Source organism: Azospirillum sp. 11R-A (assembly GCF_049472615.1).
Lineage (GTDB): Bacteria > Pseudomonadota > Alphaproteobacteria > Azospirillales > Azospirillaceae > Azospirillum > Azospirillum palustre.
Window position 1 is genome coordinate 112,501 of record NZ_JBCEBL010000024.1, and the last position, 15,479, is coordinate 127,979.

At 67.7% G+C, this 15,479-nt stretch carries 10 protein-coding genes; 5 read left to right on the forward strand and 5 right to left on the reverse strand.

The annotated features are described in order from the left end of the window. Positions 1-20: 20 nt before the first annotated feature. From VH569_RS26445 to VH569_RS26455, 3 genes are read right to left on the reverse strand one after another with little or no spacing between them, the layout of a single operon-like run. Positions 21-830 carry a transporter substrate-binding domain-containing protein gene (locus VH569_RS26445; RefSeq protein WP_377807639.1) on the reverse strand — a complete coding sequence of 270 codons (810 nt, stop codon included), beginning with the start codon at positions 828-830 and terminating at the stop codon, positions 21-23. Between the two features lie 50 nt (positions 831-880). Then, on the reverse strand, positions 881-1,534 hold the full coding sequence (locus VH569_RS26450; RefSeq protein ID WP_377807640.1) for an amino acid ABC transporter permease: 654 nt from the start codon (positions 1,532-1,534) through the stop codon (positions 881-883). Positions 1,535-1,547: 13 nt separating this feature from the next. Then, positions 1,548-2,222 (reverse strand): amino acid ABC transporter permease, encoded by a 675-nt coding sequence (locus VH569_RS26455; RefSeq protein WP_377807641.1) that lies wholly within the window; start codon positions 2,220-2,222, stop codon positions 1,548-1,550. 332 nt (positions 2,223-2,554) lie between these two features. Between VH569_RS26455 and VH569_RS26460 the strand changes: the two genes are divergently transcribed. Next, positions 2,555-4,027, forward strand: coding sequence for an MFS transporter (locus VH569_RS26460; protein WP_423319239.1), 1,473 nt, complete (start codon positions 2,555-2,557; stop codon positions 4,025-4,027). Positions 4,028-4,055: 28 nt separating this feature from the next. Here VH569_RS26460 and VH569_RS26465 read toward each other — a convergent pair whose 3' ends face one another. Next, the gene (locus tag VH569_RS26465; RefSeq protein WP_423319241.1) at positions 4,056-4,787 is read right to left on the reverse strand and encodes a TetR/AcrR family transcriptional regulator; all 732 of its coding nucleotides are present in this window, start codon (positions 4,785-4,787) and stop codon (positions 4,056-4,058) included. A gap of 275 nt (positions 4,788-5,062) precedes the next feature. Here VH569_RS26465 and VH569_RS26470 point away from each other — a divergent pair, with 275 nt between their 5' ends. Together VH569_RS26470 and VH569_RS26475 are read left to right on the forward strand one after the other, a co-directional pair. Then, positions 5,063-6,268 carry an efflux RND transporter periplasmic adaptor subunit gene (locus VH569_RS26470; protein ID WP_423319243.1) on the forward strand — a complete coding sequence of 402 codons (1,206 nt, stop codon included), beginning with the start codon at positions 5,063-5,065 and terminating at the stop codon, positions 6,266-6,268. A 30-nt stretch (positions 6,269-6,298) separates the two neighbouring features. Continuing rightward, the gene (locus VH569_RS26475; protein ID WP_376965221.1) at positions 6,299-9,451 is read left to right on the forward strand and encodes an efflux RND transporter permease subunit; all 3,153 of its coding nucleotides are present in this window, start codon (positions 6,299-6,301) and stop codon (positions 9,449-9,451) included. Positions 9,452-9,634: 183 nt separating this feature from the next. Here VH569_RS26475 and VH569_RS26480 read toward each other — a convergent pair whose 3' ends face one another. After that, on the reverse strand, positions 9,635-12,385 hold the full coding sequence (locus tag VH569_RS26480) for a PAS domain-containing protein (RefSeq protein WP_423319245.1): 2,751 nt from the start codon (positions 12,383-12,385) through the stop codon (positions 9,635-9,637). A 286-nt stretch (positions 12,386-12,671) separates the two neighbouring features. Here VH569_RS26480 and VH569_RS26485 point away from each other — a divergent pair, with 286 nt between their 5' ends. Both VH569_RS26485 and VH569_RS26490 read left to right on the forward strand, forming a co-directional pair. Continuing rightward, on the forward strand, positions 12,672-13,928 hold the full coding sequence (locus VH569_RS26485; protein WP_423319247.1) for a cation:proton antiporter: 1,257 nt from the start codon (positions 12,672-12,674) through the stop codon (positions 13,926-13,928). Positions 13,929-14,082: 154 nt separating this feature from the next. Continuing rightward, a complete protein-coding gene (locus VH569_RS26490) occupies positions 14,083-15,081 on the forward strand; it encodes an LLM class flavin-dependent oxidoreductase (RefSeq protein WP_423319249.1) in 999 nt (332 codons plus the stop codon). The last annotated feature ends 398 nt before the right edge of the window (positions 15,082-15,479 follow it).

The following is a 15,479-nucleotide window of genomic DNA, read 5'->3' on the forward strand; positions in this document are numbered from 1 at the left end:
GGGGTTGCGCTACGCTCGTCTTAGGACTTGCTGGCGGTGACCGCCGCCGGCAGGTCGGTGCCCAGCCACTTCTGGTGGATGGCGTTCAGCTCGCCGTTCTTCTTCACGGTGTCGAGGAAGCCGTTGACCCAGCCCATCAGCTTGTCCTGGCCCTGGCGCAGGGCCACGCCCTGGACCTGGCTCTTCAGGACGAACTTCATCTCGTAATTGGCCTGGGGCGCCATCGTCTTGATCTGCTGGGCCACCACGTTGCTGACGCCCAGCGCATCGACCTGACCCGACAGCAGGGCCTGCACGGCGCTGGCGTCGTCGTCGAAGCGCATGATGCGGGCATCCTTCGGCGCCACCGCGGTCAGCGACTGGTCCTGGGTGCTGGCGCGGGCGACGCCGACGCTCTTGCCCGACAGATCCTCGGCCTTCGCGACCGTCGACTTCTGCGTGGCGAGCAGCCCGATCTCGATGGCGGCATAGGGCTCGGAGAAGGCGACCTGCTTGGCGCGCTCCGGCGTGATGCCGAGCGAGGCGACCAGAACGTCGACCTTGCCGGTCAGCAGGTAGGGGATGCGGTTCGGCCCGGTCACCGGCACGATGTCCACCGGCACGCCCATGTGCTTGGCCATCAGCTTGGCGACGTCGGCGTCATAGCCGTCCGGCTTGCCGTCCGAGCTGGTGATGCCGAAGGGCGGGAAATCGACCAGCATGCCGATGGTCAGCTTGCCCTTGCCCTTGATGTCCTCGACGCTCTGGGCGTGTGCCGTGGCGGTCAGGCCGACTGCGGCGGTCATCAGGGCGCCGGCGACGACGAGGCGGCGGGTGACGGTGAAGGCCATGGGTGTTTCCTCCGAGTGCGGGTGTTTTTTGAGGTTTAGCGAGCCAGGATCTAACGAGATGGGGCGGCGTAGCGGGCTTCCAGGCGCTGGCTCAGCAGCGACAGCGGCCAGCACAGCGCGAAATAGATCGCGGCGACGATGCCGAAGACCAGGAAGGGCTGGAAGGTGGCGTTGTTGACGATCTGGCCGGCGCGGGTCAGCTCGACGAAGCCGATGATGGCGGCCAGCGAGGTGCCCTTGATCACCTGAACCAGATAGCCCACGGTCGGTGGCACCGCGACCTTCACCGCCTGCGGCAGGATCACGTAGCGCATCAGACCGGGATAGCGCAGGCCGAGCGAAGAGGCCGCCTCCCACTGGCCGCGCGGCACCGACTGGATGCAGCCGCGCCAGATCTCGCCGAGGAAGGCGCTGGTGTTCAGCGTCAGCCCGACCGCCGCGGCCACCCACGGGCTCATGTCGATGCCGATCACGGTGGCGCCGAAGAAGACGAGGAACAGCTGCATCAGCAGCGGCGTGCCCTGGAACAGCTGGATGTAGCCGGTGGCGAGCAGGCGCAGCGGCTTCACGTCCGACGTGCGGCCGAGCGCCACGAACAGCCCGACGATGCCGCCGCCGATGAAGGCGATGACCGACAGCAGCAGCGTCCATTGCACGGCGCTGAGCAGGAACAGAAATTCGTTGTATCCGAAGGCGCGGATCATCGCTCGGTCCCCCTCAGCGCCGGTCGACGGAATAGGCGAAGGCCAGGCGGTAGATGCCGGCGAACAGGGCCGAGAACATCAGCGCCAGCACCAGATAGATCCCGGTCACGACGATGTAGATTTCGAAGCTGCGGAAGGTCTGCGACTGGATGTTGTTGGCGACCGAAGTCAGCTCGTCGGCGGAGATGGCGGACACCACGCTGGAACTCAGCATCAGCAGAATGAATTGGCTGGTCAGCGCCGGGTAGACCGTGCGCAGCGCCGGCTTCAGCACGATGTAGCGGAAGACCTGCAGCGGCCTGAGGCCCAGCGCCAGCCCGGCTTCGATCTGGCCCTTGTGGATGGATTCGATGCCGGCGCGGATGATCTCGGTGGCGTAGGCGCCGACATTGACGACCATCGCGATCATCGCCGCCACGTCCGGCGACAGCCGGAGCCCGACCGTCGGCAGCCCGAAGAAGATCAGGAAGATCTGCACCAGGAAGGGCGTGTTGCGGATGACCTCGATGTAGACATTGATCGCCCAGCGCACCGGCTTCGGCCCGGAGGTCTTGCCGAGCGCGCAGAGGATGGCGACCACCATGCCGATGGCCATGGCGCCGAACGACAGCCTGACGGTCAGCCAGGCGCCGTCGAGCAGATAATCCCAGGACGCGAACACCGCGTCGAATTGAAAATCATAGGTCACGGGCGTTCCTCCGCACCCGCGTCGCGCCGCCTTCCAGAAAGCACTTCAAGAAGGCTCGGCGTCGCACGGATTGCCTTTGTCCGCTCAAGTCTTGTCGTCCGGGATGCTGCCCGGACCGCAGGACGCATTTCTGCGGTCCAACTGCCGACACACGCTAATTGGATCGATCCAAAAGCGCAATGGGAAATGAGGAGAGTCAGGACAATTCGCATGACAGATATTTGATGGAACCCTGCGCGTGCGGAAACCTTCCGGCGGCACGCCGTGTTTTCACAGGCACGACACCTGTCGCCAGCCTTGAGGAGCCAGCCCGACATGACCGCTGCCCCGACATGACCGTTGCAAAGAGCACCGCCGCGGTGAGCAGTCTGGTGCCGGCCCGGATGGACCGGCTGCCCTGGGCGCGCTTCCATTGGATGGTGGTGATCGGGCTGGGGGTCAGCTGGATCCTGGACGGCATCGAAATCCAGCTGATCTCGGCCTCCGGCTATAAGGAGAGCCTCGGCATGTCGAGTGCCGAGGTCGGGCTGGCCGGCACCATCTATCTGATGGGGCAGGTGGTGGGCGCGCTGGTCTTCGGCCGGCTGACCGACCGCTGGGGACGGAAACGGCTGTTCATCACCACGCTGGCGCTCTACCTGATCGCATCCGGCATCGCCGGCTTCGCCTGGACGCCCTGGTTCCTCTATACTTGGCGCTTCATCGCCGGGATGGGCATCGGCGGCGAATATGCCGCCGTCAACTCGGCCATCGACGAACTGATCCCCGCGCGCTTCCGCGGCCGGGTCGACATCGCCGTCAACGGCACCTATTGGGCGGGCGCGATGATCGGCGCGGTCGGCAGCGTCTTCCTGCTCGACCATTCGCTGGTCCCGGAGAATGTCGGCTGGCGCATCGCCTTCTTCATCGGCCCGCTGCTGGGTCTGATCATCATCCAGTTGCGCCGGCACATCCCGGAAAGCCCGCGCTGGATGGTCACCCATGGCAGGGAGGCGGAGGCCGAGCGCATCGTCGACGACATCGAGGCCAGCGTGCGCGAACAGGGCAAGAGTCTGGCGCCGGTCGACCCGAAGCGCGCCATGCACATCGTTCCGGAGGATTCGGTGTCCTACGCGCAGCTGGTCGACGTCTTTTTCCGGCAGTACCCGACGCGCACCGTCCTGGGCGTGACGATGATGGTGACGCAGTCCTTCCTCTACAACGCGATCTTCTTCACCTATGCGCTGGTCCTGCAGAATTTCTACCATCTCGACCCGTCGCAGACGGCGGTCTATTTCTTCCCCTTCGCCGCCGGCAACCTGATCGGGCCGCTGCTGCTGGGGCCGCTGTTCGACACGGTGGGGCGGCGCCGGATGATCTTCGGCACCTATCTGCTGGCGGGGGTCGTGCTGCTGGTCTCCGCCTTCCTGTTCCGCCAGGGGGTGCTGACCGCGAACACGCACACGATCTTCTGGTGCGTTTCCTTCTTCTTCGCCTCGGCCGGGGCGTCGTCGGCCTATCTGACGGTCAGCGAGATCTTCCCGCTGGAGGTCCGGGCGCAGGCGATCTCCTATTTCTTCGCCATCGCCCAGGTGGTGGGCTCCACCGGCCCGCTGCTGTTCGGCTGGCTGGTGGGGGAGGGGACGGAGCGCGATCCGCTGTTCTGGGGCTATGTGCTGGGGTCGGTGGTGATGATGGTCGGCGGGGTGGTGGCGCTGGTCTATGGCGTCGACGCCGAAGGCAAGGGGCTGGAAGACATCGCCGAACCGCTGACCAAGGCCGGCCGCGCCCACGGGGTGGGGGATACGGCGGCGGAGACGATTTGAAAGGCGATGATTTGAGGTTTCCCTCCCCTCAGCCCGCCTTGGTCACCCTCGCGCACGCCCCGTTCAGGAAGAGACGCACCGCCTGCCGGACATAGCGGTCGAGGTCGGGGATGGCCGGCGCGCTCTGCGGCAGGATCAGGCGGCGGACCAGCAGGTTGCCGGTGACCATGCCCAGGAAGGCCTGCGCGGCGGCGGCCGGATCGTCGATGCTCAGGTCGCCGCTGTCCGACAGCCGCTTCAGATAGTCGGCCAGCCGGCCGATGGCGTTCTCCGGCCCGATGCGGAAGAAGGCCTCGGTGATGTCGGGCACGCGGTCGCCCTCCGCGATCAGGATGCGGACGGTGGCGGTGGTCTCCTCGTTCAGCAGGGCCTTGACCAGATGCAGCGCGAAGGCGGTCAGCCCGGCTTCCGGCGTCACCCGCTCGTCAGCCTGGGCGGGAGCGAGGCCGGAGAGGATCATGGCGTTGTCCTCCTCCATGATGGCGCGGAACAGCCCCTCCTTGTCGCCGAAATGCTCGTACAGCGTGGCGCGGGACCCGCCGGCGACGGCGATGATGTCGCTCAGCGTCGTCTTCCCGAACCCCTTCTCGACGAACAGGCGCCGCGCCGCCGTCAGGATCGCCTGCCGGCGCGCCAAGCCGCGCGGCCCGCAGGTGGCCGGCCCGCAAGTCGGTCCGGCAGTGGCGGTGGTAGGCGGGTGCCCGATCCCGGCCTTTTCTATCGGGGCCTTCTCGATCTGGGCCTTTTGGCTGCTGGTCATCTTGCGTTTCCCTCCGTCCCGGGCCGCGATCCGGCACATTCTGCAAAAAGGACGTGGGGGTTCCCGGTGACTTCCCATGCTCCGGCCCCATATCGGGCATTTGCGGAACCCCCTTGCGCGGTGCAGCATTCTGAATGTATCGTCTGGTACACTGTACTGTATGAGACAGTACTAAGCAACGGGGATGTGCCGGACCGCCTGACCCCGCAGCGTATAGAACAGCGTGCAGCAGGGAGACGGGTCCGCCGACGTGCGGCGCCGAGACGAGGAAACAGATGTCCAGTTCAAAGCCATTCATGACGTTGGCCGCGGCGGCCTGCCTGATCGCGGTGCTCGCCGGCTGCAACCAGCAGAAGCAGGCATCCGGCCAGCCCCAGGGTGCCGGCGGCCCGCCCGAGGTCTCGGTCGCCACCATCGAGCCGCAGCGCCTGCCGGTGACCACCGAGCTTCCGGGCCGCACCGCTCCCTACCGGGTGGCGGAAATCCGCCCGCAGGTCAGCGGCATCGTGCTGAAGCGCCTGTTCCGCGAGGGCAGCGAGGTCAAGGCGGGCGACCAGCTCTATCAGATCGACCCCGCCACCTACGAGGCGTCGCTGGCGAGCGCCCAGGCCGACGTGCAGAAGGCTGAGGCCAATCTCCAGGCCGCCCGCAACAAGGCGTCGCGCTACGGCGATCTGGTCAAGAACAGCGTGGTCAGCAAGCAGGACTTCGACGACGTCCAGGCCTCGCTGAAGCAGAACGAGGCGCAGGTCGCCTCCGCCAAGGCGGCCTACAACCTTGCCAGCATCAACCTGAACTACACCAAGGTGTTCGCCCCCATCTCCGGCCGCATCGGCAAGTCGGCGGTGACGGAAGGCGCGCTGGTCACCTCCAACCAGGCGACGGCGCTCGCCACCATCCAGCAGTTCGACCCGATCTATGTCGACGTGACGCAGACCGCCTCGCAGCTGATGAAGCTGCGCGAGGACATGGAGACCGGCCGCATCCGCCCGGCGGAACCCGGCAAGATCCCGGTGACGCTGTTCCTGAACAGCAACGCCAGCGGCGACGACACCGCCTATCCGGCGAAGGGCGAGCTGCAGTTCGCCGACGTGACGGTGGATTCCGGCACCAGCTCGGTCCAGCTGCGCGCGGTCTTCCCCAACCCGAACAAGCAGCTGCTGCCCGGCCTGTTCGTCCGCGCCCGCGTCGAGCAGGGCGTGGCGGAGAACGCCATCGTCGTGCCACAGGCCGCCGTCGCCCGCTCGCCGGACGGCTCGGCCCGCGTCTGGGTGGTGGGCGCCGACAACAAGGCGGCCCCGCGCACCATCAAGACCGAACGTCCGGTCGGCAATGTCTGGCTGGTGTCGGACGGGCTGGCCCCCGGCGAGCGCGTGGTGGTGGAAGGCCTGCAAAAGCTGAAGCCGGGTGCGGAGGTGAAGCCGGTGCCTGCCCAGAACGCGCTGGCCGCCTTGCCTGAAAAGGCCGCCTCGGCCCGCTGATCCCAGGTACCGTTCGCAGGAACCGCCCCCATGTCGAAATTCTTCATCGACCGCCCGGTATTCGCCTGGGTCATCGCCATCGTCATCATGATGGCGGGTGCCCTGGCGATCCTGCGGCTGCCCGTCGAGCAATATCCGAAGATCGCGCCGCCGACGGTGTCGATCACCGCCAGCTATCCCGGCGCCTCGGCCAAGACGCTGGAGGACACGGTCACCCAGGTCATCGAACAGAAGATGACCGGGCTCGACCATTTCCGCTACATGTCCTCCAACAGCGACTCCTCCGGCAACGTCACCATCACCCTGACCTTCGAGCCGGAGGCCAACCCCGACATCGCCCAGGTGCAGGTCCAGAACAAGCTGCAGCTGGCGACGCCGCTGCTGCCCCAGGAAGTCCAGCAACGCGGCATCCAGGTGTCGAAGGCCGGCAACGACTTCCTGCTGGTGGTCGGTTTCGTGTCCAGCGACGGACGCCTCAGCCAGGGCGACATCGCCGACTACGTCACCTCCAACCTTCAGGACACGCTGAGCCGCGTCGAAGGCGTCGGCGACATCACCGTCTTCGGGCCGCAGCATGCCATGCGCATCTGGCTCGATCCCGACGCGCTGAACAACTTCGCGCTGACCACCACCGACGTCTCCAACGCGATCAAGACCCAGAACGCCCAGGTCTCCGCCGGCCAGCTCGGCGGCGCTCCGGCGGTCCAGGGTCAGCAGATCAACGCCACCATCAGCGCCCAGTCGCGGCTCCAGACGCCGGAGCAGTTCGGCGCCATCCTGCTGCGCGTGAACCCCGACGGGTCGCAGGTGCGGCTGCGCGACGTGGCGCGGATCGAGATCGGCTCCGAGACCTACGAGATCAACGCCGCCTACAACGGCAAGCCGGCGGCCGGCGTCGGCATCAAGCTGGCGACCGGGGCCAACGCGCTGAACACCGCCGCCGCGGTCAAGGCGCGGGTGGCGGAGCTTCAGCCCTTCTTCCCGGCGGGCATCGAGGTCATCTACCCCTACGACACGACGCCCTTCGTCCAGCTGTCGATCCACGAGGTCATCAAGACGCTGTTCGAGGCCATCGTCCTTGTCTTCGTCGTGATGTACCTGTTCCTCCAGAACTTCCGCGCGACGCTGATCCCGACCATCGCGGTTCCGGTGGTGCTGCTCGGCACCTTCGGGGTGATGTCGGCCTTCGGCTTCTCCATCAACGTGCTGACGATGTTCGGCATGGTGCTGGCGATCGGCCTGCTGGTCGACGACGCCATCGTCGTGGTGGAGAATGTCGAGCGCGTGATGGGCGAGGAGGGGCTCCCCCCGCGCGAGGCGACGCGCAAGTCGATGGACCAGATCACCGGCGCGCTGGTCGGCATCGCGCTGGTGCTGTCGGCGGTGTTCGTGCCGATGGCCTTCTTCGGCGGCTCGGCCGGCGCCATCTACCGCCAGTTCTCGCTGACCATCGTCTCGGCGATGGCGCTGTCGGTGCTGGTCGCCCTCGTCCTGACCCCGGCGCTCTGCGCCACCCTGCTGAAGCCGGTCGCCAATCATGGCGAGGGACACGGCCATGCCCGCGGCGGTTTCTTCGGCCTGTTCAACCGCGGCTTCGATGCCGGCAGCCGGGTCTATGTCCGCGGCGTGCGCGGCGCGGTCAACCGGCTGGGCCGCTACTTCATCGCCTATGCCCTGATCCTGGGCGGGCTGGGTTACCTGTTCGTGCAGATGCCGTCCTCCTTCCTGCCGACGGAGGATCGCGGCCAGCTGTTCGTGCTGTGGTCGGCCCCGCCGAACGCCAGCTCGCAGCGCACGGCCGAGACCGCCAAGGCCGTCACCGCCTATATGCTGGAAAAGGAGAAGGACAGCGTCGAGGGCCTGTTCACCATCGTCGGCTTCAACTTCTCCGGCCGCGGCCAGAATGCCGGCATGGCCTTCGTCCGGCTGAAGGACTGGAGCGAGCGCACCCAGGCGTCGCAGAAGCCGCAGGCCATCGCCGGGCGGGTGATGGGGGCGATGTCGAAGCTGAAGGACGCGGTGCTCTTCTCCTTCCTGCCGCCGTCGGTTCCCGGCCTCGGCAACGCCACCGGCTTCGACCTTCAGCTGGTCGATCGCGGCGGGCTGGGCCATGACCGGCTGATGCAGGCGCGCAACCAGCTGCTGGGGGCGGCGGCGCAGAACCCGAAGCTGGTCGGCGTCCGTCCCAACGGGCTGGAGGACACCCCGCAGTTCAAGCTGGACATCGACCGCGAGAAGGCGAGCGCGCTCGGCCTGTCGCTCAGCGACATCAACACGACGCTGTCGGCGGCCTGGGGCTCGTCCTACGTCAACGACTTCATCGACCAGGGCCGGGTGAAGAAGGTCTATCTCCAGGCCGACGCGCCCTACCGCATGCAGCCCAGCGACATCGACCGCTGGTATGTGCGCAATGCCGGCGGCCAGATGGTTCCCTTCTCCGCCTTCACCACGGCGCAGTGGATCTATGGCTCGCCGAAGCTGGAGCGCTACAACGGCTCCTCGTCGGTGAACATCCAGGGATCGGCCGCACCGGGCATCAGCTCGGGCGAGGCGATGACCGAGATGGAGACGCTGATGCAGAAGCTGCCGCCGGGCATCGGCTACGAGTGGACCGGCCTGTCCTACGAGGAGCGGCTCAGCGGCTCGCAGGCACCGGCGCTCTACGCCCTGTCGATGATCATCGTCTTCCTCTGCCTCGCCGCCCTCTATGAAAGCTGGTCGGTGCCGGTGTCGGTCATCATGGTGGTGCCGCTGGGCGTCATCGGCGCCGTCATCGCGGCGACGCTGCGCGGCCTGCCGAGCGACGTCTATTTCCAGGTCGGCCTGCTGACCACCATCGGCCTGTCGGCGAAGAACGCCATCCTGATCGTGGAGTTCGCCAAGGCGCTTTATGACCAGGGCATGGAGTTGAAGGAGGCGGCAGCGGAGGCCTGCCGTCAGCGCCTGCGTCCCATCATCATGACCTCGATGGCCTTCATCCTCGGCGTGCTGCCGCTGGCGATCAGCACCGGCGCGGGGTCGGAGAGCCAGAACGCCATCGGCGTCGGCGTGATGGGCGGCATGATCTCCGCCACTGTGCTGGCGGTGCTGTTCGTGCCGGTCTTCTTCGTCGCGGTCTACCGGCTGTTCGTCCGCAGGCGGCCGGGGCATGGCGCCATGCCGCAGCCGGCGGCGGGGGACTGAGGGGGGCATCTCCCTCTCCCCCCGCCCCAATCCCCCTCTCCCCCCCGGGGAGAGGGGGATTGGGGCGGGGGGCGCATCTGCCGAACGTCTTCGGCGTTGCCGAACCCCCTCATCCTAACCTTCTCCCCGCTTTCGGCGGATCTTCGATCCGCCTGTCGCGTCAGCGCAAACGAAGTTTGCGCGTTAGCGGGGGGGAGAAGGGATCTCCATCCCCACCCGCTTCGCTTCTGTCAGCAGCGTGTCCAGCACCTCGACCAGATGGTCGATGCGGTAGGGTTTCGGCAGCACCATCACGCCGGTGGCGCGGGCGACCTCCTCGCTGTAACCGGTCGCCAGAACGACGGGCAGATCGGGCCGGAGCCGCTGCGCGCTCCGCGCCAGATCGACGCCGCTCATGGTGCCGGGCATCACCACGTCGCTGAACAGCAGGTCGAAGCCGCCGGCCTCCAGCAGGGGCAGCGCCTCGTCGGCCGTGGCGGCACGGGTGACGGTGAAGCCGGCATCCTCCAGCGCGGTCGCCACGGTCAGCGCGACGATGGGGTCGTCCTCCACCACCAGCACATGGCCGCCGACCCGGCTGGCGCCGGCCTCCGCCACCGGTTTGGCCGCCGTCGCCGGGGCGGTGCCGGACCGGCGGATCAGCAGGCCGATGACAGTGCCGCGCCCTTCCTCGCTCTCGATCCAGACGGTGCCGCCGGAGTGGCGGGCGAAGCCGTAGACCTGCGACAGCCCCAGCCCGCTGCCCTTGCCGATCTCCTTGGTGGTGAAGAAGGGATCGAAGGCGCGCGCCTGCACATCGGCCGGCATGCCGGTGCCGGTGTCGCTCACCGTCAGCCGCACGAATTCGCCCGACAGCCCGTTCGGCGCCTGCGGATCGCCGTGCGTCAGGGTGACGTTGGCCGCCTGGATCGACAGCATGCCGCCGTCCGGCATCGCGTCGCGCGCGTTGACCACGAGGTTCAGCAGGGCCAGCTCCAGCTGCGTCGCATCGACCTCCACCGGCCAGAGCCCGGTGGCGAAATCCACCTCCAGCCGGATGTCGGCGCGCAGGGCCCGGTTCAGCAGCTCCGACATGCCGAGCACGCGGTCGCGCAGATCGACCGTCTCCGGCCGCAGGGCCTGCCGGCGGGCGAAGGCCATCAGCTGCTGCACCAGCTTGGCGCCGCGGTCCACCGCCTGCCGCCCGGCATCGACCAGCGGCTGGATCCGCGTGCCCTCCGCCCGCTTCTCGATCATGTGCAGGCAACCGGACAGCGCCTGGAGCAGGTTGTTGAAGTCGTGGGCGACGCCGCCGGTCATCTGGCCCAGCGCCTCGGTCTTCTGCGTCTGCAACAGCGCGATCTGGACGCGCTCGCGCTCGGCCACCTCCTCGGCGACGCGGGCCTCCAGCGTGGCGTTGAGCTGTTGCAGCTCCTCCTCGGCCCGCTTCGCCTCGGTGACGTCGCTGCCCTCGACGAACAGGCCGGTGACGCGGCCGTCCTCGTCCTTGATCGGCTGATAGACGAAGGTGAGGAAGCGCTCCTCCAGCGGCCCGTCCGGCCGGCGCTGGAAACTGATGGGGATGCTGTGCCCGACGAAGGTCTCGCCGCTGGCATAGACGCGGTCGAGCAACTCGAAGAAGCCCTGGCCCTCCACCTCCGGCAAAGCGTCCCGTGCCGGGCGGTCCATGAGATCCCGGCGGCCGACCAGCTGCATGTAGGTGTCGTTCGCCAGTTCGAAGACATGGTCCGGCCCGCGCAGCACGCACATGAAGCCCGGCGCCTGCCGGAACAGGGTGCGCAGCCGCTCCCCCTCCGCCGCCAGCCGGGCGTTGGCCGCCTCCACCGCGGCGCGTTCGCGGATCAGCGCCGTGTTGGCCGCCCGCAAGGCCGTCTCGGCGAGGGCGCGCTCGACCGCGGCCCAGGTCCGTTCGGCCACATCCTCCGCCAGGGCGGCGTCGGTCTCGGTCCAATGGCGCGCTTGGCCTTCGTGCAGGTAGAGGATGGCGGTCAGCTGACCCGCCTTCAGCAGGGGCACGACCAGCAGCGCCCGCGCCCCGATCCCGGCGAAGGCCGCCGCCGGCCCGCTTCCGCTGGTGCGGGGGTCGGTGGCGACGTCGTCGACGCGTAGCGTGTATCCCGCCCGCAGCTCGGCGATCAGCGCCGGGCCGAAGCTGTCGAGCGGCCGGGACTGGCCGGCGAGGCTTTCCACCCCGCTGTCGCTCCAGTCCCGGTCCACCGAAATCATGCCGCCGGTCGGATCGATCCGGCCATAGCCGGCCCGCGCCACCCGCAGATGGCGGCCGATGGCTTCGGCGGCGGCGGCGGTGATGCCGACCGGATCGTTCAACCCGCGCAGCTTCTCCGCCAGATCGAGCTGGAAGGTCAGCCGCCGTTCGGCCAGCACGCGGGCGGTGTTCTCGGTGCAGGCGCAGAACATGCCGGCGACGCGGTCGGCCTCGTCGCGGACGGGGCTGTAGGAGAAGGTGAAATAGGTCTCCTCGCGATAGGCGTGCCGTTCCATGAACAGCAGCCGGTCCTCGTGATAGGTCGCCTCGCCGGCAAGCGCCCGCGCCACCAGGGGGACCAGATCCTCCCAGATGTCCGCCCACACCGCGGCGAAGGGGCGGCCCAGCGCCTCCGGCTTGTCGCCCAGGATCGGGCGGTAGCTGTCGTTGTAGAGAAAGGTCAGCTCCGGCCCCCAGACCGCGAACATCGGGAAGCTGGAGGTCAGCATCAGGTTGACGATGGTGCGCAGCGACTGCGGCCAGTCCTCGGCCGGGCCGAGCGGAGTCGCCGACCAGTCCATCTCCCGCATCCGCCGGCCCATCTCGCCGCCGCCGGTGAAGACATTCGGATCGGTGCGGCTTCCTCTTTCCCTGCCGTCGGGGGTGCGGACGGGACCTGCGGATTGCCGCAGCCTTGCGGCATCCTGCCAGACCGGGTCGGCCATCATGCGACCGATATCGTTGCGGCGGCGGGACCGCTGCCATGAGTATCACTTGGAGGAAACATAAGGATCCCTGCACAGAGCATGGCGCGAGAATAGGCAATCGCAACAGGGGTGGCAATCAGCGCCCTCTAACCATTTGGGAGTAGTTTACTCAAATCTTTATGCCGGTGCGACTTTTGCGCCTCTGCCGATGTTTTCGAGATCATCGCAGCCGACAGGCGTTTCTTGGTCCGGCCCGGAGTTTGTCGGGCGATTGCGCAGCGTGCGCTGCTTTTTTCGGAGAATGCGCGTGGGTCCGTTCCATCTCTCCGCCATATTGCTGACCCTGGCGGCGATCTTCGGTCTCATCAATTACAAGTGGCTGAAGCTGCCCAACACCATCTCTCTGTTCTTCCAGGGGCTGGCCCTGGCGCTGCTGGTAAGCGGCATCGACGCGGCGGGCTCCAGCCTGGGCGTGGGCGACTGGCTGCGCGGTCTGATCGACCAGATCAGCCTGCCGGCGATTCTGCTCGACGGCATCCTCAGCCTGCTGCTCTACACCGCCGCGGTGAACGAGGATCTGTGCGTCCTGCTGAAGCGGAAATGGACGGTTCTGGCGCTGGCGACGGTGAGCGTCCTGCTGTTCACCGGCCTGATGGGGTTGGGGCTGCACGTCCTCTTCCCGCTGGTCGGGATCGAGGTGCCGCTGATCTGGTGCCTGGTGCTGGGGGCGGCGGTGGCGCCGACCGATCCGGTGGCGGTGCATGGCATCCTGGGACGGCTGCCGGTTCCGGACAGCTTGCGGTCTGTCATCTCCGGCGAAAGCCTGTTCAACGACGGCGCCGGTGTGGTGCTCTTCGTCACGCTGCTCCACCTCGCGACCGGCAGCGAGCAGGACCTGACGGTGGGGGAGGCCGCGCTGGACTTCCTGAAGGAGGCGGTGGGCGGGGCGGCGCTGGGCTTCGCCTGCGGCTGGATCGCCTATCAGGCGAAGCGGCGGGTCGACGAGAGCGTGGTGGAGTTGACCATCTCGCTGGCGCTGGTGCTGGGCACTTACTCGCTGGCCAGCCGGCTCGGCCTGTCCGGCCCCATCGCCGTGGTGGTCGCCGGCCTGCTGATCGGCTCCACCACCGGGCGGCATGTGCGCAGCGACGAGAGCCGCCGCGACCTGCATGTGGTCTGGAGGATGATCGACGCCGTGCTGAATTCGCTGCTGTTCCTGCTGGTGGGGCTGGAGGCGACGGTGGTGATCTCCTGGACCGGGCCGGTTCTGTTCGCCGCCGTGCTGGCCGTTCCGCTGGCGCTGGCGGCCCGGATGCTCAGCCTGACGCCGGCCCTGCTCATGCATATGGGGCGGACCGACAAATCCAGCGCGCTGGCCGTCCTGACCTGGGCGGGGCTGCGCGGCGGCGTTGCCGTGGCTCTGGTGCTGTCGCTGCCGGCCAGCCCCTATCGCGATCCCATCCTGGCGGTCTGCTATGTCGCCGTCGCCTTCAGCATCCTGGTGCAGGGCCTGACCCTGGAACCCATCGGCCGCCGGCTGTACGGCGGCCGGCAGGATCCCTGACCTCCGCATCCCTGATCCTCCGCCACACCGTCTTGCCGCACGCAAGGCAGCCGCGCGGGGCCCGGCGTGGAAGCGGCCCCTCCGGGACCATACCTTGAATGGCAACCGATGGCCGCCAGCCGGCCCCACCCCCGTTCCTGTCAGGGACCGCGCGATGATTCCCTTCTCCGTTCTCGACCTCAGCCCCATCGTCCAGGGTGCGAGCGCCGGCGACAGCTTCCGCAACACCCTCGACCTCGCCCGCCATGCGGAAGGCTGGGGCTACAAGCGCTATTGGCTGGCCGAGCACCACAACATGCCGGGCATCGCCAGTGCGGCCACCGCCGTGGTGATCGCCCATGTCGCCGCCGGCACCTCGACCATCCGCGTCGGGTCGGGCGGGGTGATGCTGCCCAACCATGCGCCGCTGGTGGTGGCGGAGCAGTTCGGCACGCTGGAGTCACTCTATCCCGGCCGCATCGACCTCGGGCTCGGCCGAGCGCCGGGCACCGACATGATGACGGCGCGGGCGCTGCGCCGCGACATGACCGACAGCGGCGACCGCTTCCCGCAGGACGTCGTCGAGCTGCAGATGTATTTCGAGGAGCCGGAGGCCAACCAGCGCATCCGCGCCGTGCCGGGGGCCGGGCTGAAGGTGCCCCTGTGGCTGTTGGGCTCCAGCCTGTTCAGTGCGCAGCTGGCGGCGATGCTGGGGCTGCCCTTCGCCTTCGCCTCCCACTTCGCCCCCGACATGCTGATGGAGGCGCTGGCGATCTACCGCGCCCGCTTCGAACCGTCGGCGACCCTCGACAAGCCGCACGCCATGGTCGCCGCCAACATTTTCGCCGCCGACACCGAGGCGGAGGCGCGGCGCATCTTCTCCTCCGCCCAGCAGCAGTTCGCCAATTTGCGCCGCGGCACGCCGGGCAAGCTGCCGCCGCCGGTGGACGACATCGAGTCCTGGTGGAGCAGCCCGGCCGAGAAGATGATGGTGGACCGCGCACTCGGGACCATGGCCGCGGTCGGCACGCCGGATCAGGTGGCGGGCAAGTTGTCGGAGATCGTCCGCGCCACCCAGGCGGACGAGCTGATCCTGGCCGGCCAGATCCACGACCATGCCGCCCGCCTGCGCTCCTTCCAGATCGGGGCGGAGGTGCGCGAGCGGATCGGGTGAGGACGCGGTCCGGGTGAAAATCGCGAGGGGGCGAAAAAAGCGCTTGCGCGGCATCGGCCAAGCGGCCTATACACCGCCTCCCGCGACGCAGCACGGTTCGAAAGAGCAGTGACGCTTCAAGGGAAACAGCGGTCCGACCAAGTAACTGCCGAGCACCTCGAAAAAAAGAGGTTGACAGCGAAAGTAAAGACCACTAAATAAGCCGAACACGACGCGGTGATCCAGAACGGATCGTCGCCGAGATGTTCGGAAGCGACGCAGTCAACGTTGCGGGTTCTTTGACAAGTTTATACCGTGTTGTGAGAAGGGATGCGCAGGCGGCGGCAGTTGGTAGCCGTTGCGGCCTTGGGGTGCTGGTTCTCAGTTGGGGATCGGCACAATGAGGATCGTCTGTGCAT

Bases quoted from the DNA above. Each gene is read 5' to 3' on its own strand.
- VH569_RS26445 (WP_377807639.1), bottom strand. From the start codon at position 830: ATGGCCTTCACCGTCACCCGCCGCCTCGTCGTCGCCGGCGCCCTGATG.
- VH569_RS26450 (WP_377807640.1), bottom strand. From the start codon at position 1,534: ATGATCCGCGCCTTCGGATACAACGAATTTCTGTTCCTGCTCAGCGCC.
- VH569_RS26460 (WP_423319239.1), top strand. From the start codon at position 2,555: ATGACCGTTGCAAAGAGCACCGCCGCGGTGAGCAGTCTGGTGCCGGCC.
- VH569_RS26465 (WP_423319241.1), bottom strand. From the start codon at position 4,787: ATGACCAGCAGCCAAAAGGCCCAGATCGAGAAGGCCCCGATAGAAAAG.
- VH569_RS26470 (WP_423319243.1), top strand. From the start codon at position 5,063: ATGTCCAGTTCAAAGCCATTCATGACGTTGGCCGCGGCGGCCTGCCTG.
- VH569_RS26475 (WP_376965221.1), top strand. From the start codon at position 6,299: ATGTCGAAATTCTTCATCGACCGCCCGGTATTCGCCTGGGTCATCGCC.
- VH569_RS26480 (WP_423319245.1), bottom strand. From the start codon at position 12,385: ATGATGGCCGACCCGGTCTGGCAGGATGCCGCAAGGCTGCGGCAATCC.
- VH569_RS26490 (WP_423319249.1), top strand. From the start codon at position 14,083: ATGATTCCCTTCTCCGTTCTCGACCTCAGCCCCATCGTCCAGGGTGCG.